At 70.8% G+C, this 21,220-nt stretch carries 16 protein-coding genes and 1 tRNA gene; 7 read left to right on the forward strand and 10 right to left on the reverse strand.

Translation table 11 applies throughout. The annotated features are described in order from the left end of the window. The first annotated feature begins 42 nt into the window (after positions 1-42). From ACWDEN_RS37860 to ACWDEN_RS37885, 6 genes are all read left to right on the forward strand, one after another. The gene (locus ACWDEN_RS37860) at positions 43-510 is read left to right on the forward strand and encodes a winged helix-turn-helix transcriptional regulator (protein WP_450862462.1); all 468 of its coding nucleotides are present in this window, start codon (positions 43-45) and stop codon (positions 508-510) included. Between the two features lie 148 nt (positions 511-658). Further along, complete coding sequence (locus ACWDEN_RS37865) at positions 659-1,402, forward strand: beta-phosphoglucomutase family hydrolase (RefSeq protein ID WP_351610771.1); 744 nt, start codon at positions 659-661, stop codon at positions 1,400-1,402. Beyond that, positions 1,399-3,795, forward strand: a complete 2,397-nt coding sequence (locus ACWDEN_RS37870) for a glycoside hydrolase family 65 protein (protein WP_450862465.1) — start codon at positions 1,399-1,401, stop codon at positions 3,793-3,795. Before ACWDEN_RS37865 ends, ACWDEN_RS37870 begins: the two co-directional genes overlap by 4 nt. Before the next feature lie 286 nt (positions 3,796-4,081). Next, complete coding sequence (locus tag ACWDEN_RS37875) at positions 4,082-5,155, forward strand: PP2C family protein-serine/threonine phosphatase (RefSeq protein WP_450862467.1); 1,074 nt, start codon at positions 4,082-4,084, stop codon at positions 5,153-5,155. Between the two features lie 253 nt (positions 5,156-5,408). Then, positions 5,409-6,521, forward strand: a complete 1,113-nt coding sequence (locus tag ACWDEN_RS37880) for an ABC transporter substrate-binding protein (RefSeq protein ID WP_450862468.1) — start codon at positions 5,409-5,411, stop codon at positions 6,519-6,521. 496 nt (positions 6,522-7,017) lie between these two features. Next, the gene (locus ACWDEN_RS37885; RefSeq protein WP_450862502.1) at positions 7,018-7,896 is read left to right on the forward strand and encodes an alkaline phosphatase family protein; all 879 of its coding nucleotides are present in this window, start codon (positions 7,018-7,020) and stop codon (positions 7,894-7,896) included. Positions 7,897-8,212: 316 nt separating this feature from the next. On the opposite strand, the gene ACWDEN_RS37890 is transcribed toward ACWDEN_RS37885, so the two are convergent. The 6 genes from ACWDEN_RS37890 to ACWDEN_RS37915 all read right to left on the reverse strand — a co-directional run bounded on the left by ACWDEN_RS37890 (position 8,213) and on the right by ACWDEN_RS37915 (position 15,376). Next, positions 8,213-8,611, reverse strand: coding sequence for a hypothetical protein (locus ACWDEN_RS37890; RefSeq protein ID WP_351610782.1), 399 nt, complete (start codon positions 8,609-8,611; stop codon positions 8,213-8,215). Positions 8,612-9,144: 533 nt separating this feature from the next. Further along, the gene (locus tag ACWDEN_RS37895; protein WP_351610784.1) at positions 9,145-9,672 is read right to left on the reverse strand and encodes a DUF6114 domain-containing protein; all 528 of its coding nucleotides are present in this window, start codon (positions 9,670-9,672) and stop codon (positions 9,145-9,147) included. A gap of 11 nt (positions 9,673-9,683) precedes the next feature. Next, positions 9,684-10,304 carry a DUF6230 family protein gene (locus tag ACWDEN_RS37900; RefSeq protein WP_351610787.1) on the reverse strand — a complete coding sequence of 207 codons (621 nt, stop codon included), beginning with the start codon at positions 10,302-10,304 and terminating at the stop codon, positions 9,684-9,686. 304 nt (positions 10,305-10,608) lie between these two features. Next, positions 10,609-12,780, reverse strand: coding sequence for a SpoIIE family protein phosphatase (locus ACWDEN_RS37905; protein ID WP_351610790.1), 2,172 nt, complete (start codon positions 12,778-12,780; stop codon positions 10,609-10,611). A 506-nt stretch (positions 12,781-13,286) separates the two neighbouring features. Next, a complete protein-coding gene (locus ACWDEN_RS37910; RefSeq protein ID WP_351610793.1) occupies positions 13,287-14,408 on the reverse strand; it encodes an alpha/beta hydrolase family protein in 1,122 nt (373 codons plus the stop codon). Between the two features lie 893 nt (positions 14,409-15,301). Further along, a tRNA-Met gene (locus ACWDEN_RS37915) sits at positions 15,302-15,376 on the reverse strand. Positions 15,377-16,087: 711 nt separating this feature from the next. Here ACWDEN_RS37915 and ACWDEN_RS37920 point away from each other — a divergent pair. After that, positions 16,088-16,759 (forward strand): transglycosylase family protein, encoded by a 672-nt coding sequence (locus tag ACWDEN_RS37920; protein ID WP_351610800.1) that lies wholly within the window; start codon positions 16,088-16,090, stop codon positions 16,757-16,759. A 171-nt stretch (positions 16,760-16,930) separates the two neighbouring features. On the opposite strand, the gene ACWDEN_RS37925 is transcribed toward ACWDEN_RS37920, so the two are convergent. The 4 genes from ACWDEN_RS37925 to ACWDEN_RS37940 are packed head-to-tail and all read right to left on the reverse strand — an operon-like array spanning position 16,931 to position 20,892. After that, positions 16,931-17,173, reverse strand: a complete 243-nt coding sequence (locus ACWDEN_RS37925; protein WP_351610804.1) for a hypothetical protein — start codon at positions 17,171-17,173, stop codon at positions 16,931-16,933. Between the two features lie 8 nt (positions 17,174-17,181). Continuing rightward, the gene (locus ACWDEN_RS37930; RefSeq protein WP_351610805.1) at positions 17,182-19,389 is read right to left on the reverse strand and encodes a xanthine dehydrogenase family protein molybdopterin-binding subunit; all 2,208 of its coding nucleotides are present in this window, start codon (positions 19,387-19,389) and stop codon (positions 17,182-17,184) included. After that, complete coding sequence (locus ACWDEN_RS37935) at positions 19,386-20,375, reverse strand: FAD binding domain-containing protein (RefSeq protein ID WP_351610807.1); 990 nt, start codon at positions 20,373-20,375, stop codon at positions 19,386-19,388. The genes ACWDEN_RS37930 and ACWDEN_RS37935 overlap by 4 nt, the downstream gene beginning before the upstream one ends. Then, positions 20,362-20,892, reverse strand: coding sequence for a (2Fe-2S)-binding protein (locus ACWDEN_RS37940; protein WP_351610810.1), 531 nt, complete (start codon positions 20,890-20,892; stop codon positions 20,362-20,364). Before ACWDEN_RS37940 ends, ACWDEN_RS37935 begins: the two co-directional genes overlap by 14 nt. Positions 20,893-21,220: the final 328 nt, after the last annotated feature.

Here is a 21,220-nt window from a genome sequence, read left to right on the forward strand (position 1 = left end):
GACATCTGGCTGTCAATGGCGAAGCCAGCCTACGATGACCCCATGACCTGGCTGGAGACCAGTACGGAGAACTGCACGGTGCAGCGCACCCTCGACCTGATCGGCGAGAAGTGGTCGCTGCTGGTGTTGCGTGACGCCATGAACGGCGTACGTCGTTTCGACGACTTCCGTCGGCACGTGGGACTGTCGGAGGCGGTGCTGGCGGACCGGCTGCGCAAACTGGTGGCCGCGGGGATCCTGGAGACCGTCCCGTACCGCGAGCCGGGACACCGCACTCGCCACGAGTACCGGATCACCCGGAAGGGCTGGGACCTGTGGCCCGTGATGATCGCCCTGAAGCAGTGGGGCGATCGCTACACCGCGGACCCGGAGGGGCCGCCGCTGGAAGTACGCCACCGTGACTGCGGCGAGCAGGTGGAGGCCGTCGTCATCTGCTCGGGCGAGCACGGGCCGCTCGTCCCACGACAGGCCTACACGCGCCCTGGTGCCTCCGCGCACGCCGTGACCTGAGGGACGCCGGCCGGTCCGGAAGGCGTCGGGGACGCCCCGCCCACAGCGCTGCCGGTGCCCCTCGGGGCCTGGACCGAGCGGGTGTCTTCCGGCGTGCCTGACGCTGTCGTGTGCCGGGCATCCGCGGGCGGCTCTTAGCCTCGGCGACATGCTGGGGCTTCCTGCTCATGTCCGTGCCTGCCTCTTCGACCTCGACGGGGTGCTCACGCAGACCGCGAAAGTGCACGCGGCGGCGTGGAAGGAGATGTTCGACGGCTACCTCCGCGAGCGTGCGACGCGTGAGGGGGCCGCGTTCGTGCCGTTCGACGCGGTCGGTGACTACGACGAGTACGTGGACGGGCGCCCCCGTGCGGACGGTGTGCGCACGTTCCTCGCCGCACGCGGGATCGAGCTGCCCGAGGGATCGCCGCAGGACCCGCCGGGGGCCGAGACCGTGAACGGGCTGGGCAACCGGAAGAACGAGCTGGTGCTGCGGAGGATCCGCGAGGACGGCGTGGAGCCGTACGAGGGCTCGGTCCGGTTCCTGCACGCCGTCCGGGCGGCCGGTCTGCGCTGCGCGGTGGTGTCGTCCAGCGCGAACTGCCGGGACGTCCTGGTGGCGGCCGGCATCGAGGACCTGTTCGACGAGCGGATCGACGCAGTGGTGGCGCGTGAGCGCCGGCTAAGGGGCAAGCCGGCTCCGGACACCTACCTGGAGGCGGCCCGAGGCCTGGCGACGGATCCGTACGAGGCAGCGGTGTTCGAGGACGCCCTGGCCGGCGTCGAGGCGGGCCGAGCGGGCCGGTTCGGTGTCGTCGTGGGGGTCGACAGGGTGGGCCAGGCGGAGCAGCTGCGGGCGCACGGCGCCGACGTGGTGGTCCGCGACCTGGGCGAACTCCTGGAGGCGCCGTGATCACCCATCCGAGCTTCACGGTCGAGCCGTGGTGCCTGCGCGAGACCGAGCTGAACCTGGACGTGCTCGCCCAGAGCGAGTCGGTGTTCGCCCTGTCCAACGGGCACATCGGATGGCGCGGCAACCTCGACGAGGGAGAACCGCACGGACTGCCCGGCGCGTACCTCAATGGCGTCTACGAGCAGCATCCGCTGCCGTACGCGGAAGCCGGCTACGGATATCCCGAGTCCGGCCAGACGATGATCAACGTCACCGACGGCAAGGTCATCCGGCTGCTCGTCGACGACCACCCGTGCGATCTGCGCTACGGCAGGCTGCGCGCGCACGAACGGGTGCTGGACTTCCGGTCCGGTGTGCTCAGCCGCAGCGCCCAGTGGACCTCGCCCGGCGGCCGCACGGTCCGGATCACCTCACGCCGCCTGGTGTCCTTCACCCAGCGAGCGGTGGCCGCGATCGTGTACGAGGTGGAGCCGATCGACGGGCCCACCACGGTGGCCGTACAGTCCGAGCTCGTCGCCAACGAACAACTGCCCCGCTTCGAGGGCGACCCACGTGTCGCCGCGGCGACCGAGTCGCCGCTGGTGCCCGAGGAGCACTTCGCGCAGGAGACCCGGCTGCGGCTCGTGCACTGCACCGGGGGCAGCGCACTGCGGGTGGCGGCGGCAGCCGACCATCTCGTCGACGGACCGGAGAGCACGAGCTGGACGGCGCAGAGCGAGCCCGATGTCAGCCGGCTGACGGTGACGGCGGACCTCGTGCCCGGACAGCCGTTGCGGCTGGTGAAGTTCGTGGCGTACGGCTGGTCGGGAGAGCGTTCGCTGCCGGCCGTGCACGATCAGGTGGACGGAGCGGTGGCGGCCGCGGTCAGCACCGGCTGGGAAGGGCTCGTCGCCGCGCAGCGGGCGTACCTGGACCGCTTCTGGGCCGGCGCGGACGTCGAGGTGGAGGGCGATGCGCAGATCCAGCAGGCGGTGCGGTTCGCCCTCTTCCATGTGCTCCAGGCGGCGGCCCGCGGCGAGAACCGGGCGATTCCCGCGAAGGGCCTGACCGGAACCGGTTACGACGGGCACTGCTTCTGGGACACCGAGTCCTACGTACTGCCCGTCCTGTCCTACACCGCGCCGGAGGCCGTGGCATCGGCACTGAGGTCGCGCCACCGGATGCTGCCGGCGGCGCGCGAACGCGCCCGTCAGCTGGGGCTCGCCGGAGCGGCGTTTCCCTGGCGGACGATCGACGGCGCCGAGTGCTCCGCCTACTGGCCGGCCGGGACCGCCGCCTTCCACGTCAACGCCGACATCGCCCTGGCCGCCGTACGGTACGTCATGGCGACCGGGGACGAGGACTTCGAGCGCGGCGAGGGACTCGACCTCCTCGTGGACACCGCCCGTCTGTGGCGGTCCCTCGGACACCACGACACGGAGGGCGTCTTCCACATCGACGGGGTCACCGGCCCCGACGAGTACAGCGCCATCGCCCGCGACAATCTGTACACCAACCTGATGGCCCGTCAGAACATGCTCGCCGCCGCGAACGTGGCCACGCGCCATCCGGACCGTGCCGAGGAGCTCGGTGTCGACGAGGAGGAGACCGCGGGGTGGCGGGACGCCGCGGCCCGCATGGCGGTGCCGTACAACGAGTCCCTGGGCGTGCACGAGCAGTCGGCCGGTTTCACCACGTTCCAGCACTGGGACTTCGAGGCGACCCCACCCGAGAACTACCCTCTGCTGCTGCACTACCCCTACTTCGACCTGTATCGCAGACAGGTGCTGAAGCAGGCCGACCTCGTCATGGCGATGATGGAGTGCCCGCACCTCTTCTCCGACGAGCAGAAGGCGCGCAACTTCGCCTACTACGAACCGCTGACCGTCCGGGACTCCTCCCTGTCGGCGTGCTGCCAGGCGGTGCTCGCGGTCGAGACCGGACATCTGCGGCTGGCCTACGCCTACCTGAGCGAGGCCGCGCTGATGGACCTGGACGACCTGGAGCACAACACCCGTGACGGGCTGCACATCGCCTCCCTCGCTGGCACGTGGATCGCCCTGGTCACGGGTTTCGGGGGCATGCGCCGGTACTTGGACGACGAGGGCAAGCCGGATCTGCTGTCGTTCGCACCGCGCCTGCCCGAAGCGCTGTCCCGGGTGGCCTTCACGGTGCTGGTGTGCGGCCGCAGACTGAAGGTGGACATCGGCCCGTCCCATGCGCGCTACCGCCTGCTGGAAGGCGAACCGATGACGTTGCTGCATCACGGCGAGCCGATGACCGTGACCGTCGACGCCCCGGTGGACCGCCCGTTGCCTCCCACGCCCGCCCGCCCCGAGCCGCAGCAGCCGCCGGGCCGACGTCCGGAGGGCCTTCCCGCGGGGGAGGAACGCCGGGCAGAGACCCAGGAGTAGCCGCAGCCGCGGGCGGGCGACCTGGGCGGGTTTCGACGACCTGAGCTGCCCGGAACGCCAGGCCGCCAGCCCGCGATCTTGCCGTCAAGCGGCACGGTGACGTCCCGGCACCTGCGCGTCACCATCGGTCACCACGGTGTTACCAGGTCACAGGCGAACAGCGATAAAATGACCCGAATCGGTGCCCCGGCTTCCGGACCTGGGCTGCCGCTCGACCTGTACGACCTTGGGGAGCGGCACAGTGGCGAGGTCTCCTGAGGAACGCGGAGTCACGCACAGTGCTGGTGTGCGGGGCAGGCTGCTGCCCGTCCTGCCTGCTCTGCTGCTGTTCATCGGCCTGGTCGTCGGCCTCGCCACACCCCGCGACGTCAGGCCGGACGCCTTCCTCGCCTCGGCCATGGTTTCTGCCGCCGCGCTGCTGCCCCTGTGGGGGACGGTGCTCATCGGAGTGGGCGCGTGCGCCACCTTTCTCGGCTTGATGGTGGACTTCAACGGGCTGCGGGACGCGACCGCCTACTCCGAGCTGGCCACGCTCGCAGCGATTGCGGCATTCGCCGTCTTCTTCAACCGCCTGCTCGGCCGACGCGCCCATCAGCTGGTCCAGGTCCGCTCAGTGGCCGAGACCGCCCAGCTGGCGGTGCTCCATCCGGTACCGCGACACCTAGGGCACGTCACGCTCGAGAGCCTGTACCTGGCCGCCGCGGCGGAGGCCCGCATCGGTGGCGACCTGTACGAGGCGATCCACACCCCGCACGGCGTACGGCTGCTCATCGGCGACGTACGCGGCAAGGGACTGCTCGCGATCCAGACCGCCGCGACGCTGCTCAGCGCCTTCCGCGAGGCCGCCCACGACGCGCCCGACCTGCCCCAACTCGCGTGCCGCCTGGAGACGAGCATGAGCCGCTACGCTGCCCACTTCCCGGGGGTCCCGGGCTCGGAGGTCGCTGAACGTTTCATCACCGCTCTCCTTGCCGAGATCCCGGACGATGAACCGGTGGTCCGGATCGTCACCTGCGGCCACCCGCCCCCGCTGCTGCTGCACCAAGGCGAGGTCCGGGAGCTGCAGCTCACTGCTCCCTCGCCGCCGCTCAACCTGGGCATGCTGATGGGCGACGGCTACCACGTCGATCTCGCCCCGTTCCACCCCGGGGACAAGCTCCTGCTGTACACCGACGGGGTCACCGAGACCCGCGACCGCTCGGGCGCCTTCTACCCCCTTGCCGAACGCATCCGCTCGTGGAGCGGCGAGTCACCCCACCAGATCCTCCACCACCTCCACCGCGACCTGATCGACTACAGCGGCGGTGAACTCGACGACGACATCGCCGCCCTCCTCGCCCAGCGGCACCCGAGCCGCTGAGCCCGAGGCCGGGCCCGGCACGTCGGGCACAGAGCCCGGCTGTCAGGGAGAGGAAAAGCACACGTTCGTCAGGAAGACGGCTGCGGTCAGCCGGCCGAGCCATGGGCTGACGGCATGGGCGCTCGGCAGGCCCGGCTCCGCGTGAAGCCTGGCAGCTCAGTGAACAGATAATCGGTTGCCTGTCGGCGATGGTGGTGGATGCAATGTCCGGCATGGTCACCCAGGTGCCCCCGCCAAGGCGAGACGAGAACGCATGAACACGCCACCATCTCCACCCGGACCGGAACGGACTGACGGATCATCCGTCCGGATCGGCGCTCTCGCTCCCTTGACGCGGCCTGGCTGGGTCGACGCGGGCCGACACCTGCTCGCTGGACTGGAGCTGGCCGTTCGCGACGTCAATGACGTCGGCGGCATCGCCGGAAGGCCGCTCGAGCTGGTGGTCCGAGACACCGGGGCTGACCCACAGAGGGCCGCGGCGGCCGTAGCCGAATTGGCTCGCCTGGGCGTGGCTGCCTTGGCGGGCGAGTATCACAGCGTCGTCGCTCGCGCCGCTGCCGCCAGGGCCGACGCGCTCGGCCTGCCGTTCCTCTGCTCGTCCGCGGTTCTCGACGCGCTCACCGAACAGCCGACCGAATGGGTCGCCCGCCTCGCCCCGGCCCAGTCTCACGGCTGGCAGATCTACGCGGACTTCCTCCTCGGGGCGGGCCACAACCGAATCGCCGTGGCAACCGAGCCGAGTGTCTACTGGGCATCCGGGGCCCGCGTTCTGCGGGACTACCTCGCTCCACGCGGCGGCACCGTCATCGAACTCGACATGCGCGCGCTCGCCCCCACAGCCGTGTGCGACGAACTCGTCGGCAGTCGCGCGACAGTCCTCCTTCTTCTGGTCGGCCACCCGGAGCCGGCGGTGTCGATCGTCAAGTCCGTCCGCCGCGACAGGCGCCTCGACGAGATCATGATCGGTGCTCCGGCCGGGCAACCGGAGTTCGCCGAATGGGCGACGTCGCTGGGCGACGACGGGGCCGCGATCCCGTTCTTGCGCTACCTGCCCGAGCACCTCAGCCCACTCGGTGCCCGAGTCGAGACGGCCCTGCGCGAGCGGCTGGCCGAACCGCCCTCCTTCGTCGCCTTCGAGGGCTACGACACGGTCGCCGTCCTCGCCGATGTGCTGCGTTCTCACGGTGTGGACCGGGCACGCACCGCCGAATCCTGGTCGAGTGTTGCAGTCGAAGGCACCCGCGGGCAGATCCAGTTCTCCCGCACGGCGGGCATCAGTGTTTGGCAATGGGCTTGGGCGCCGACCCAAGTCGTCGATCGAGATCCGGCGGAACCCGATCGCTTTCGCATCCTCCACGCCGGCTGAGAGGGCACGGAGGCCACGGCCCGCCCGGGCCGAGCTGTTGGCGGCCCGCCTCGTGCCCCGGCCACGCCGGTGCCGCCGCGCACGGGTGGCACGCTCTGGTCCGCCCCGAGGGTGGTCGAAGAGCAGCGCAGGCACGCACGCCTCGCCCCGCGAGCCGGACGCGGGAGCACTCCGGGCGACTGCCTGCGGCCGGTCGGACGACGGCCTCGGGCCGGACAAGGCCCCCCGAGACCGCACGCGGTCGATGCTTTGCCTGATTCCTTCTCCCACTCCGGGACGCGTCCCGGCCAGGCCCGACGTGGAGGCAACCCTCGGGCAGATGAATACGAGGAGTGCAACGGCCATTGGCAGGCAGCGGCTGTTTGACGGGTCTTCACTACCGGTCGCCTGAAAGCCCCGACACGCGCCCCTACGCTCGTACCGCCTGATCAGAAAGGGCCTGATCAGTGGAGAACCTCCCCCGCCTCACCGCTCACCAAGGAGGTCCACCGTGTCCATGCTCTCCCGCGTCAAGCGCTCGCGCCGCGCTCTCTCCCTCGTCGCCGCCCTCCCCGCCGCCCTGGTCGGGGTCTGGGCCGCTGGCCCGGCCGCGCAGGCCGCCGCGCTGCCCACCCCCGACCACGTGGTCGTGGTGGTGTTCGAGAATCACTCCTACGAGCAGGTCATCGGCAGCACGAGCGCCCCGTACCTGAACAACACGCTGAAGGCCGGCGGCGGCAACCTCACCAACTCGTTCGCCATCACCCACCCCAGCCAGCCGAACTACCTGGACCTGTTCTCCGGGAACAACCAGGGCATCACCAACGACAACTGCTACACCCCGCAGTTCAGCAGCGCCGCGAACCTCGGCTCCGAGCTCATCGCCGCAGGCAAGACCTGGGGCAGCTACAACGAGGGCCTGCCCTCGGCGGGCTCCACGGTGTGCACCAACTCCGCCACCAAGTACGCCCGGAAGCACAATCCGTGGTTCGCCTTCAGCAACGTCCCGCTGAACACCGCGCACACCTTCACGCAGTTCCCGACGGACTACACCACCCTGCCCAAGGTCTCGTTCGTCGTTCCGAACCTGTGCAACGACATGCACGACTGCTCCATCGCGACCGGCGACAACTGGCTGAAGAACAACCTCAGCTCGTATGCCACCTGGGCCCAGACGCACAACAGCATCCTGGCCGTCACCTTCGACGAGGACGACAGCTCGCACAGCAACCACATCGCCACCGTCTTCTACGGCGCGCACGTCGCACCGGGCAGCTCGACCTCGACGCACTACAACCACTACGACACGCTGCGCACCCTCGAGGACCTGGCCGGCCTGACCACCCACGCCGGGGCCGCGGCCAACGCCTCCGACATCACCGGCATCTGGAACTGACCCTGCGGCAGGCTTCACGCATGTCCTGCCTGCGGCGGTGAAACAGCATCAAGTCCGCCGCCTCGCGCGACGCGGCGGACTTGCGGTGCTGGCACCCGCGGAGGCTGACCGCTTCGGCAGGCGCCGGAGCACACCGTGGCTCGGAGCGCTTGGTGCTCTCGATCCAAGGGGGCTGCCGAGGTCCGGCACTCCTGACGCTCCTTCTGCCTCCTCAGGACGCCCCGGTCATGGGAACGGCACGACCCTCGGCCGACGAGGGTCGTGCCGCTGCAGCCCGCCGGACGGCGGACTTCTGGCCTGTGCTGTTCGTCGGCGGTCACCCGGCCGTGGCTTGATACCCCGCCCCAGTGATGGACAGGTCGCCCCCGAACTGGGCGATCTGTGCAACGGTCGCGTCGTTGAAGGAGAACGTGCGAACGGGAACGGCCGGGTGGGACAGCCAGCTCGGTACGGCATCGGGGGTGATGGTGACGGTTCGGTCGGCCGGGAGCGGGGCGCCGCCGAGGCCGGTGACCGTGCCGGACACCTTGCGCACATAGAGGGTCACCACACCTCTGCTGCCTTGACGTTTGAGTGTGGCCGTGGTCCTGGGTCCGGCTCGCAGCCGCATCGCGGCGCGGCCACGGCCCGCGGTCACGTCGAGGTCGACGGCGGTCACCGATCTGGCCGTGAACTTCAGCACCCGCACGGGCCCCGCCGCGGTGCGTACGGTCACCACACCTTCGAAGCCGGCGCCGCGGAGTACGAGACTGTCGGTTCGCAGTACCCAGGCGGGGCTCGCGGGGCGGACGGGCGGCCGATCCAGTGGAGCCTCGGAGAGAGCCGGCGACGCGCTCGTGGTTGCTCGTGCGGTGCTCACGGATGCCCGCGCGGAGCTCGACGGCGTCGGCGTGTCGCTCGTCTGTGTCGGTCCGGCGTCCGTGGGTGTCGGCGTGTCGCTCGTGTGTGTCGGTCCGGCGTCCGTGGGTGTCGGCGTGTCGCTCGTGTGTGTCGGTCCGGCGTCCGTGGGTGTCGGCGCGAAGCTCGACGGGGTCTCGGATCCGGCCGTGTCGGCAGGGGTGAGGTGCGTGTTCGTCGCCATGGGGGTGGCGAGGCACAGGGCCAGGGGGACGGCTGCCGCGGCCAGTGTGCAGGCGATGGGGCGCTGTACTCGGCCTTTCACGCGACTGGTGCGCGGCTCCGCGCGGCTCGGGTGGCGGGGCTCGGGAACCGGTGCGTCCGCGGCCTGTCCGGAGCGGTTGCCACTGGTCACGTCGGCTCTCCCGCCGCCGGAACGGCAGAGGAGTCGTTGTTCGTCGTAGTCGCGGTCGTTCCCGCAGTTGCCGTCGGCTCGGCGGCGGTGGGCGGGATCCAGGCGCAGGCCAGGGAGCCGCCGATCAGCGCGGAGATCAGTCCGAGCAGGAAGCCGCCGAAGTTCGCGACGGGGAAGGAGGCGAGGGCGAGCAGCAGGGTGGCGATGCCGGCGAATACGCGAAGGTGCTGCTGGTACCAGAGACTGAGCCCCAGGGCCATGAGCAGAACGCCGATGATCAGGGATCCGGCGCCCGAGGTGGTCGACAAGGCCAGCGGCATTCCGCCGAGATCAAGGTGAGCGTATGGCAGATACAGGATGGGCAGGCTTGCGTTGAAGGTGAACATCCCGGCCCAGAAGGGACGCTCACCGCGCCAGGTTCTGAACCTGCGCCGGGCATCGGCGGCCGTGACGCGCAGTTTCGCGGGGCTGCGGAGGAAGTCGAGGAACACGTGTCCTGTCCTGATCAGGATGGGCGAGAACATTCCGAACGGGGTCAGAAGCATTCGTGGCGGCCCTGCTTGACCTGTTCGTCGAGGCCGGGAACGTTGAACGTGCCGGCCGAGACCGCGACCGCCGTCACGCGCACGTTGGTCAGCGTGACCGACGTGGCCTGCTGCCCGACACCGTTGGGGTCGAAGAACCGGGAGTCCCTGTCGCCCGGGTTGATCGGTCCCTTGGTGATCGCCCCCTGCGCGACACCGGTGTCGACCCCTCGGAAATTCGCCTGTCCGGCGGACTCGGATGTCGCGTCGATGAACAGGTCCGTCGCCTCGGCCGGTCGTCCGTTGCCGCCGGTGAGTCGCAATGTCTGTGGGCCCAGTACCGGGAGGTCGACCACCACGGACTGGCACAGTCCGCTGGCCGTGGCGTGTCGCGCGCCGATGACCATGACCGGCACGGGGGTGCCTTTCTTGGGCACGTCCACCATGCTGTAGAGGCTGAAGCCGCGCATGGTGAGCGTGTCCACGGTCACCTGGAATCGCTGGCCGGAGATGAAGAAGGACGCGGCCAGGGCTCCCTGTGCCATGGCGATGGCGAGGGCTGCGGAGGCCACGATGCCGGGGATCAGGACGGCGGCGAAGCGCCTCCAGCAGGTTCTGCCGGCGTGGTGCAAGATCCCGTCTCCTCCGGTTGTGAAGTGAGCCCGCCCGTGCCTGGCAGGGCGGACGACACCCCTTCGTCCGGTGCCGGATCCTAGGCTTCCGGAAGCGTCAACCGACGGCACGCCAGGTCCGCCGTACGAGTGTTGTGACGCTTGTTGGTCCTTCCGGGTGACTCGCCCTGTCGGGTCCGCTGGTGAACAGCGCGGTCAAGATCGCCGCACTGATCGTGCGCGGGAGGATGGTGCCGTGCCGCTGGGGCGGCCACTGTCGGCGGTGGGCGAGGGCGGCGGAACGGATGCCGCGCCATCGGGACCGTCAGATGGCGGTGATCACCAGTACGGCCTGGTCGTCGAGGGTGGCATGGCCCGCGAACGCGGTGACCGCGGTGGTGATGGACTCGACGACGGCCGTGGCTGTGGGCGTCGTGGTCCGGACGGCGACGAGCGCGTCGGACAAGCGCTCCTCGCCGAAGAACTCGCCGTCGGGGGAACGGGCCTCGGTGATGCCGTCGGTGACCAGGACGAGGCTGTCGCCGGGGTGCAGGTCGATGCGGCACGGGCAGAAGTCGGGATCAGGACCGATACCCAACAGCAGGCCCGGTTGCGTGTGCTCCACGACCGTGCCGTCGGCGCGGCGGACGAGCGGCGGTACGTGGCCCGCTCGGATCAGGTCGAGCGTGAGGTGTGACGCGGTGTGCCGCAGCTCACCGTAGACGAGCGAAACGAACTGGTCGTCATCGGTGGTGTTGCCCGTCAACGCGTCGTTGATCGCGGTGACCACGGCCGCAGGGTCGTCGAGGAGGCGGGCGGCGGCGCGTGCGGTGTGGCGCACCATGCCGGTGGTGGTGGCTGCCAGCGCGCCGCGTCCGGAGACGTCGCCGATCATGAGTGCCCAGCGGTCGGCGGGCAGCCGGAAGACGTCGTAGAAGTCGCCCCCGACCTCAAGGCCCTCACCCGCCGGATGGTACGAGGCCGCCAGGGTGGCGCCGGGAATGCTGGGCAACTCGGGTGGCAACAGTCCTGCCTGAAGATCGTGGGAGAGCCGGACGCGGTCAGTGAACTGATGGGCGTTGTCGGCACTCGAAGCGGCCCGGCGGGCGAGTTCCTGGGCCAGGGCGACCTTGTGTTCGTCCAGGGGCAGGCCGGTGGCCAGGAGGGTCAGCGCTCCGAAGGTACGGCCCCTCGTGGCCAGCGGCACGCACACGTAGTCCTTGACGCCGAGCTGCGCGCGCAGGCCGCTCGCGTGGGCGGACTCGGTGGCGCCGGAGGCAAGCACGCGGGCGACAGCGGCGTTCACCTCGTCACACAGCGCGGGGGAGGAGAGGAGCTTCTCCCCCTCCCGGGTCGACGCGGCGATGGCGATGCGCTGGGTCTGGCCGCACTCGGATACGTGGACGGCACACAGCGGCGCCAGGGCCGGAACGGTCAGCCGGGCCATGCGCTGGAGGCTGTCCGAATAGTGTGTCTCGCCGGTGATGGCGGTGCTGGCCTCCAGAAGGAACGCCAGATCCTCCCGGGCGGCCTTCTCGCGTTCCTTGGCGGCGCGGCTCGCCTCCACCGCCGTGTGGCGTTCGATGGCCAGCGCGGCTATGCGGGCGAAGGAGGCACTGAGCGCCACGTCCTTGTCCGTCGGAGCCTTGGGCGCGCGGTGGTACATCGCGAACGTGCCCAGCAGTCGGCCGTCCGCGTCCTGGATGGGTGTGGACCAGCACGCCGCGACCCCGGCCCGCAGTGCCAGGTCGCGGTAGTCCTTCCACAGGGGATCGGTGGCGATGTCCGTGACGATCACCGGTTCCCGCCGGAAAGCGGTCGTGCCGCACGAGCCGATGCCCTCCGCGATCGGTGCCCCGTCGACCGCCTCGTTGTAGAAGTCGGGCAGGCGCGGGCCGGTGCCGTGCCGCAGACGCTGTCCGTCGGGATCGACGAGCAGTACCGAGACGAGCATGTCCGGGGAGAGCTCCTCGATCGCCGTGGCCATCCCACGGAGGATCTTGTCCAGCGGGGCGTCACGCGCGATCTGCTCCAGCAGCGCGCGCTGCTCGGCGGCCAGGAGATGCGCGTGGTGGTACGGGGTGGTCTCGACCGCGATCACCACGACCCCGTCGATCCGGCCGGCGACGTCCCGGCGGGGCTCGTAGGTGAAGTCGAAGAATCCTTCCCGCTGTATGCCCGGCCTGCCCAGCAGAAGCCGCCCGTCCCTGGCCCTGTATGCCACGCCGGTGCGATAGACCGCATCGAGCCGGTCGAGGACGCCCTGCGGAGCCAGTTCCGGAATCACCTCTCCGACCGGCTCGCCGAGGCGCTCGTGGTCGCACCCGAGGGTCTCGAAGAATGCCGAGTTCGCGGCTTCGAGGAGATGCTTCGGGCCATTGAGCGCAGCAAAGATCACCGGGGCCTGCCCGAACAGGTCCGCGTACTCCTCGCTCCGCCGGTCGACGGAGATCGAGTGTGCCGTCGCCGCGCTGCGAGGACGGAAATATGTGGACATGACAGGCGCCCTCTCTCCTGTCTCGTCCGCGCGCTGACCGCGTCGTTCCGATGCCTCCACTCTGACACATGTCCCCGCTGCTGCCAGAGGGGCGTCAGACCGACCCCGGTGGCGCAACCCGGGCCGCGCCGGAGGACCACCCTCGCGATCCGCGACCTCGCCGCGCATACCGGCCGGTCGACGTGGCGTGCGAGCACGGCACGACAGCCTTCGCCATGGCATCGCTCCGCCGCCGGTGGCAGGCGGCGGGTCGCACGGCGGCCTGTACGCCACCCGAATGCTGATCACCGCGGACCGGGACGGCGGCTGCCGTACCCGAGCCGCGTCTCGGCGAACTGCCGTGGCAGCCCCCTGACCAGCCCTGACGTCGTCGGTGAACGACATCGCGGCGGCCCGCCCACCCCCGCTGGAGGTCCATGAGCGCGCCTTCACGGCGCAGGGTGACGCGAGCGTGGTCGGAGCGCGTCCTCGCACTCGAGACGGGGCCGCGGGCCTGCCCGACCGGTTCAACCGTCGGTGCTCGGGGGCGGTGTGCAGGCACCGGGGCGGGTTCCGCCGTGGGCATGGAGGAAGGCCAGCAGATCGCAGACGGACTGGCCGAGGACCTGATCGTGGCCCGCGCCGGGGTAGGCGCGGTAGACCAGTGAGGGGGAGCCCAGGCGACGCAGGCGCGCCACGACCTCGTCGGTCCAGGCAGGCGGCACATCCTCGTCGGCGCCACCCTGGATGACCAGTGTGGGTACGGTGATGGCGGAGCGGTCCGGATCGCCGTAGGCGCCCATCCGCTCGCCCATGCGCCGCAGCTGATCCCCGTTCAGCGGCAGCATCAGCTCGGTGTTCACCCCCTTGAGCACGGGATGGCTGTGCGTCACGCAGTCGGCGATGACCCGGGAGGCCGTAGCCGCTGCCGAAGGCCCCAGCAGCGAACGCAGATCCGCCGCAGGGCCGCCGGGCTCGGTGGCGGACAGGCCGACGAGCGAGTAGAAGGCGAAGGACAGCTCACTGGGCACATGGGAGGCTTTCACCCCCGCGAGCATCGCCTCCAGGTGGCTGGCTGGGGCGACGGCCACCGCCGCGCCGAGGCGCTGGCCGCCCGTGCGGCGCTGGGTGTGGGTGGCGAACAGCGCGGCCTGGCCCCCTTGTGAGTGCCCGACTGCGAACCACACCGGCGCCAGGCTGGGCACCAGCCGGCGAGCCGCGGTGACGATGTCGGCCACGGCGTTGCCCTCGTCCGCGCCGACCAGATAGGTGTGCGGGCCCGGGGTGCCCAGTCCGGGGTAGTCCGAGGCAGTGACCGCGTACCCGGCGCGGAGGAACGCGCGCAGCTCCTGAGCGAAGGCCTCCGAGCCCAGGTTCGCAGACTGCGAGGGTGCACAGGCGTCGGCCACGCCGGTCGTTCCATGTGCCCAGGACACCACCGGCCGGCCTCCCTGCGGAGCACTGCCCGACGGAAGCAGTACGGTGCCGCTGACGGCGACGTTCGCGCCGCGTGCGTTGGTCGAGTGGTACAGCACCGTCCAGCGCCGCGCGTTCTCCAGCCGCGCATCAGGGCCATGGTCGGTAGCCGCAATCAGTGTGCCCGGTTCCGCGGCCGGCAGCGGATCCGGTATTTGGTAGGCGTGGTTCACCCTGGTCACAGCAGATGCCAGGTGCCGGTCCCCCGTCACCTGGGGACTCCCGGTGCGGTCCGATGGGCGGGAGGCGGGACAGCCGGCCGCTGCCGCCACGAGCGCGACCGTGACCGCGGTGGTACGCAGTCGGGGGCGCCTCGGCCGGCACTGCCCCGTGTCTGCGCCTGTCCTCAGGAAGCGAAACGGGCTCGGGATCCCCACGGGCGGACGCTCCCTTCCAACAGGCCTGTTGTGTCCCACTTTGGTGTCTTCGCGACCGGCAGGCATGCGGAAGTAGGCCGTCCGGTCCGCCCGGGTCCGGGGCTGCACCGGCGTGGTGTTCACCGACCGGCTGCTGGTCACGTTGGTGCACTTGCGGCTTTGCCTGCCGCACGCGGCGCCGGCCCAGCTGTACGCGGTGGCCGTGCTCCACCGTCTGCGGGACGACCCGCGAAGTCCGACCGCTGCCGGCCGCTCCGCGGCTTCGCGGTGCCCGCCCGCCCCGGACTGAGGCTGCGCACGCTGGAGGACCGGTGCGCCTACGCTCGGCGCCGGGGCGTCAGGTTGCGGCTCGACGGCACCGAGGTGCAGGTCCGCCGACCCCGCGCAGGGCATCGCCGAGCAGTTCCGCCGGCACCCCAAGGTGAGGGCAGAGACCGATGAGGGCTACCGAGGCCTGGCCAACGAGTTCCCCGGGCGGGTGAACGCCCGGCCGAAGAAGCCAAGGCGGACGCCGCGTGGGCGAGCACCACGCACGGTGCGAGCAGCGGGGCCGTCAGCCCTCGACGCGGATCCGCGCCGAGCACGCAACCGTCGAGCTCAAGCAGTGGCGGTCGCTCCAGCGGTTCACCGGCCGGCGCCGCACACCGCTCCGGCCCCCTCCACTGAGAGGGGAGGGGGCCGGATGTTCGTAGCGGGGGCGGGATTTGAACCACGCGACCTCTGGGTTATGAGCCCAGCGAGCTACCGAGCTGCTCCACCCCGCGTCGGTGTACCCAGCGTACGTCATGCGCCAGGGCCGGGCAGGGATTTTTCCGCGGGCGCCTGCCGGAGACCGTCGTACGGCGGTGTGCGGAAGGCCGCCCAGCAGCCGACCCGGCGATACAGAGACATCGGACGCATAGACGCTCGTCCGACATGTGCGCCACGAAGACCTCCGCCGCCTCCGCAGCGTGCCCACGTCCCGCCGGGCCACGCGCCGTTGCCTGCGGTGGCCGTAGCCACGGCCCGGGGAAGGCATCCGGCCGAGGTGCGGGGCGGACGCCTTTCCGGCGGATCGGCCCCCTCTAGCCCAACCCCTGGTCCTGCCCAAGACGCGGATCATCGCGCGGCGGGCGGTCGTGTGCGCCTCCTGGCCCACTGGCGCGGTGCCGGGTACGGCACGGCGCTGTCGCGACCGCAGCACGAGAACGATGCGCTCCCATCCAGGCCACGGATGTGCGCTGCGCCTGCCGCTTCTCGTCGAAGTGCAACGCCGTCCCGAGCCACACCGGTTGAACTTCCGTGCGCCCATGCCCACTTGCGTGCCGGCACCCCCAGCGAACTGACGGATCGTCATCGGCGCTCAAGGTGGCGCACAGCAGCGCATGACCATCCGTGAACCCCTCACGCCTTGTGAGCGGTCGGGCGGGACTGCCGTACTGCCTTCAGCCCACCGGGCCCACCGGTGGGCGGGATCCGCAGTGGAGAGGAAGGCCATGACCGCACGGCCGCGGCACCGCCGCACCATGTCCCCACGGCTCCTGTCGTCGCTCCGCACCGCTCTCGCCGTCGGCAGCTTCGGTGTCGTCCTGCCACTACTCGCCCCGGGCGCCGGCGAAGCGGCATCCGGCACCACCTGGGACCGGGTCGCCGACTGCGAGAGCGGTGCCAACTGGAGCAGCAACACCGGCAACGGCAACTACGGCGGGCTGCAGTTCACTCAGCCGACGTGGGTGGCGTACGGCGGCACCGCGTACGCTCCGCGAGCCGATCTGGCGAGCCGAGCCGAGCAGATCACCGTGGCCGAAGCGGTCCTCGCCCGGCAGGGGCCGGGAGCATGGCCGGTCTGCTCTGTGCGGGCGCACCTCGGGCGGGGCGGCGGGCAGAGCGAGCCAGTGGCGCGTCCCGCCGGTCCACGACACACCGTGCCCGAGTCCCGCCCGCACGGCGGCACCGACCGACGCCCCGGCACGTCGTACACGGTGCACGTCGGCGACACCCTGTCCAGCGTCGCGCGGCAGGCCGCCGTCTTCGGCGGCTGGCAGCGGCTGTACGACGCCAACCGGAAGGTCATCGGCCCCGACCCGGATGTGATCTACCCAGGGCAGCGACTCACTGTGCCGTCCGCCGACCAGCACCCGCGGCCGCAGGGCGCTGAAGCCCGCTGAGGTATCGCGCCGGTCCGCATCCGTAGGGGGTCCGCGCCGCCGCGACGGCGCGGACCGCCGGTCAGGCGTGGTTGTCTTGGCGTGTTCATCGACGGGTCATGGGTGGGCGACGCGCCGTACGGTCGAGTGGTCCCCCCCGGCTGGCGGCCGATTGGGGCCGTCGTGAACGCCTTACGGATGCACTCGTGTTGGGCGCCGACGTGTCGTCTCCACCGCTTCGCGGTGGCCGCTCAGCCAGGTGTCCAGCGGTTCGGCCTCCCGGCGCGCCAACCCATCGACCGGGCGCCCCAACTCCGGTAATCCGCCCAGCGCTTCGATCTGTTCGGTGAATGTCACCGCCGGACGCTGCGGATCGTGGTCTGTGAACCGGCGCACCATGAGTTCGATCAGTGCACACGCCACGACCACGGTCACGATGCCGCTCAGAGGACAGCGTCCAGTGTGATCGGCAGCTCGCGGATGCGCTTGCCGGTGGCGTGGTACACGGCGTTGGCGATCGCGGGCGCGATGCCGACCAGGCCGACCTCGCCGACGCCCTTGGTGCCGGTGGCCGTCCCGCGATCGGGCTCACCGATGAAGACCACGTCCAGTTCCGGGACATCGGCGTTGACCGCGACCAGGTAGTCGGCGAACGTGCCGTTGGCGATCCGCCCGGTGCGCGGGTCGGTGACCGTGTCCTCGAACAAGGCCATGCCTATGCCGCCGACCGTGCCTCCGATGATCTGGCTCCTCGCCGTCTTCTCATTGAGGATGCGGCCACCGTCGATCACGGACACCACCCGCACGACCCGGATGAGGCCGAGGTCCGCGTCGACCCGGACTTCCACGAACTTCGCGCCGTACGCGCCGGCGAGGGACATGCCCAGCTCGGTGGGGACCGGCGGCGTGCTGTTGCCGTTCGCCGTGAGCTCGGAAAGCCCGTGCCGGGCGAGAATGTCGGCGTACGACTCCCCGAGGCCCGGGCGGCCCGCGGGGTGAACCCTCCCGTCGGTGCACTCCACGTCGTCCGGGGAGATGCCCAGCAGGGGCGAGTCGCTGTCGCCGCGCGCGAGTTCGGCGAACGTGCGCACCAGTCGCCGGCAGGCGTCGTGCACCGCGTTGCCCAGCGCGCCGGTGAGGCCCGAGCCGCCCGCCATCATCGAGTTGGGCATGTCGGAGTCGCCCAGGTCGAAGCGGACCCGGTCCAGGGGCAGGCCGAGCTCCTCGGCGGCCAGTTGGGCCATGACGGTGTAGGTTCCGGTTCCGATGTCGGTCGCCGCGCTGCGCACCAGCGCGCTGCCGTCCCTGTTGACGGTGGCCTGCGCCGCGCAGGGCTGTGCGAAATAGGGGAACCACGCGCTCGCCATGCCGTAGCCGACGAGCCAGTTGCCGTCACGCATGGAGCGCGGCTCGGGATTCCGGTCGGACCAGCCGAAGCGTCGCGCGCCGACCTCGTAGCACTCCAGGAGCGCCTTGCCGGACCAGGGCAGCCCGTTGCGGGGGTCGACGTCGGTGTGGTTGCGCAGCCGCAACTCCAGCGGGTCCATGCGCAGTTCACCGGCCAGCTCGTCGAGCGCGGACTCCAGCGCGAAGTTGCCCTGCGCCTCGGCCGGGGCGCGCATCGATGTCGGCACGGCGATGTTGAGACGGGCCTGGCGGTCCTGCGTGATCACGTTGGGGCACCGGTAGGCGAAGGCGGTTCCCGACGCGAACGGCTCGTAGTCCGACTCCTCCATGCTCAGGGAGCTGAGGCTGCGGTGGTCCAGGGCGACCAGTTCGCCGTCGCGGGTGGCACCGACACTCAGCCACTGCACCCCGCTGGGCCGGTGCCCGATGGAGGTGAACATCTGCGGCCGGGTCAGCACCAGCTTGACGGGTCGCTTGATCATCCGGGCGGCCATGGCGGTGAGCACCACGTGCGGCCACGCGCGCAGCCCGGCGCCGAAGCCTCCGCCGACGTAGGGCACCAGGACCCGTACCGAGCTCTCGGGGATACCGAAGACCATGGCGAGGGTGGTGCGCACCATCGAAGGCCACTGGCTGGTGTCGTGGACGGTGAGGGTGTCGCCCTCCCACGCGGCCAGGGTGGCGAACAGGCCGAGCGGGTTGTTGGTGTTGTCCGCCGTGGTGTAGGTGGCCCGGAGGGTCACCTCGGCGGCTGCCAGCGCTCGCGCGGTGTCGCCGCGCGAGGTGTCCGTTCCCCAGGGGTCGACGAGCTGTTCGGCCCGCGGGTCATGGAGGTCCAGCAGCGGCTCCGCGGTCTCGTAGTCGGCCCGCACCAGCCGCGCCGCGGCCGTGGCCTGCTCCGGGGTCTCGGCCACCACGAAGGCGATGTGCTGCCCGTGGTGGAGGATCCGGTTGTTGCGCAGCGGTGCGGGAGGCGACGCCCCGAGGACCGTCGTGGGACCCTTCCCGACCTTCGGGGCGTTCTCGTGGGTGAGGACGGTGATCACACCGGGAGCGCCTTCGGCCGTGTCGGTGTGCATACGGACGATCCGACCCGCGGCGACGGTGCTCTGCACCAGGGCACCGTAGGCCTGGCCGGGGACGCTGAAGTCCATCGGGTACGGGGCGGTGCCGGTGACCTTGCGCGGGCCGTCGACCCGGTTGACGCCGGCACCGACCCGCGGCCTGCTTTCGACGGTGCTCATGCGGTCACTCCTGAGACGGTCTGCAGCGCGCGCACCAGAGTGCGCCGGGCGAGCGGCACCTTGAACGCCGTTCCGGGGACGGTCCAGGAGTCACGCATGGTCGCCTCGGCCGCGTCCTGGAACGTGGCCGTCGTGGCGGACGCGCCGGTCAGCACGTGCTCGGCCTCGTAGGCGCGCCAGGGTTTCGTCCCCACGCCGCCCAGGCCGACCCGGGCCTGGTGGATCGTGCCGTCCTCCACGACGAGCAGCACGGCGGCGGAGGCGAGGGCGAACTCGTACGATGCCCGGTCGCGGACCTTGAGGTAGCCCGACCGGGCAGCCGGCGGCGGGAGCGGGATCTCGACCTCGGTGATCAGTTCGGCGTGCTCCAGGACGTTCTCGCGCTGGGGGCTGTCGTCGGCCGTCAGGTAGAACTCGGTCAGCGGCACGGCACGGGCCTGAGACAGCCCCTGGATGTGCACCACCGCGTCGAGCGCCACCAGGGTGACGGCCAGGTCGGAGGCGTGCAGCGCGATACACCGCTCGCTCGCGCCGAGCACGGCGTGCATACGTGCCGCGCCCTGCACGGCGGCGCAGCCGGAACCCGGCGTGCGTTTGTTGCACGCGCCGACCGTGGGGTCCCGGAAGTAGCGGCAGCGAGTGCGCTGCAGCAGGTTGCCGCCGATCGTGGCCATGTTGCGCAGCTGCACCGACGCGCCCAGCAGGAGGGCCTCGCGCACCATGGGCAGGCGCTCGGTCACCGTGGCGTCGGCGGCCAGTTCCTCCATGGTGGCCAGGGCCCCCACGTGGAGGGCCTCGCCGCGTCGTTCGATGCCGTGCAGCGGGAGCCGGGTGATGTCGATCAGCCGCGGCGGCTCCAGAACCCCGTCCTTCATCAGGTCGAGCTGTGTCGTGCCGCCCGCGAGGCAGGACGCCTCCGGGTCCTCCGCCAGCAACCGCACCGCCTCGCGGGTGTCGGTGGCCCGGACGTAGTCAAAGGCGCGCATCGTGACCTCCTCGGGAGGCCGCGTCGCGTACCGCCGCCACGATGTTGGGATAGGCGCCGCACCGGCACAGATTTCCGCTCATGAACTCCCGGATCTCCTCGTCCGAGCCGGCCCGGCCTTCGGCCATGAGCGCCACCGCGGACATGATCTGCCCCGGCGTACAGAAGCCGCACTGGAAGGCGTCGTGCTCCATGAACGCCTGCTGCACCGGGTGCGGACCGTCGGCGTCGGCGATGCCCTCGATGGTGGTGATCGCCCGGCCCTCCGCCTGCGCCGCCAGGGTCAGGCAGGCCAGCACCCTCCGGCCGTCCAGATGGACGGTGCATGCGCCGCAGGCGCCCTGGTCACAACCCTTCTTCGTGCCCACCAGGCCCAGCCGGTCACGCAGGGCGTCCAGCAAGGTCACCCGCGTGTCCATGCGCAGGGCGTACGACCGTCCGTTCACTGTGAGTGTCACGACCCGCTCCGGGGCCGCAGGCCGCTCACCCACGTCCCGGCTGCTCGCCACGTCCGTCATCGCGTCCTCCTTGGGACGGGTCGCACACGGCTCCAGCCCCACACGCGGCGCAGACCCGGTGAGCCGATTCGACAGCTTTGGGAAGATTGACCACTTCATTTCACGATATAAGCCAAGCTGCTGATCGGCATGCGGTCCGATCGCTGGTGCACACCACGCCCGGACAAGGCCACGCCGAGCGAGAACACCCGTATGTTTTCAGCCACGCCCAGAGGGCCGGGGCCGAGTCCTCGGCAAGCAGGCCCGGGACCTCGCGACCTCGTTGAAGTGCTCACCGGGCTTCGGCCGCGCCGGTTCCCACGGCTCGGGCAGGCCGTTCACCGGGCAG

This window comes from Streptomyces sp. NPDC001153, assembly GCF_053598315.1.

Excerpts from the sequence above, each read along its gene's own strand:
- ACWDEN_RS37860 (WP_450862462.1), top strand. The coding sequence starts at position 43 with ATGACCTGGCTGGAGACCAGTACGGAGAACTGCACGGTGCAGCGCACC.
- ACWDEN_RS37865 (WP_351610771.1), top strand. The coding sequence starts at position 659 with ATGCTGGGGCTTCCTGCTCATGTCCGTGCCTGCCTCTTCGACCTCGAC.
- ACWDEN_RS37880 (WP_450862468.1), top strand. The coding sequence starts at position 5,409 with ATGAACACGCCACCATCTCCACCCGGACCGGAACGGACTGACGGATCA.
- ACWDEN_RS37885 (WP_450862502.1), top strand. The coding sequence starts at position 7,018 with ATGCTCTCCCGCGTCAAGCGCTCGCGCCGCGCTCTCTCCCTCGTCGCC.
- ACWDEN_RS37895 (WP_351610784.1), bottom strand. The coding sequence starts at position 9,672 with ATGTTCTCGCCCATCCTGATCAGGACAGGACACGTGTTCCTCGACTTC.
- ACWDEN_RS37905 (WP_351610790.1), bottom strand. The coding sequence starts at position 12,780 with ATGTCCACATATTTCCGTCCTCGCAGCGCGGCGACGGCACACTCGATC.
- ACWDEN_RS37920 (WP_351610800.1), top strand. The coding sequence starts at position 16,088 with ATGACCGCACGGCCGCGGCACCGCCGCACCATGTCCCCACGGCTCCTG.
- ACWDEN_RS37930 (WP_351610805.1), bottom strand. The coding sequence starts at position 19,389 with ATGAGCACCGTCGAAAGCAGGCCGCGGGTCGGTGCCGGCGTCAACCGG.
- ACWDEN_RS37935 (WP_351610807.1), bottom strand. The coding sequence starts at position 20,375 with ATGCGCGCCTTTGACTACGTCCGGGCCACCGACACCCGCGAGGCGGTG.
- ACWDEN_RS37940 (WP_351610810.1), bottom strand. The coding sequence starts at position 20,892 with ATGACGGACGTGGCGAGCAGCCGGGACGTGGGTGAGCGGCCTGCGGCC.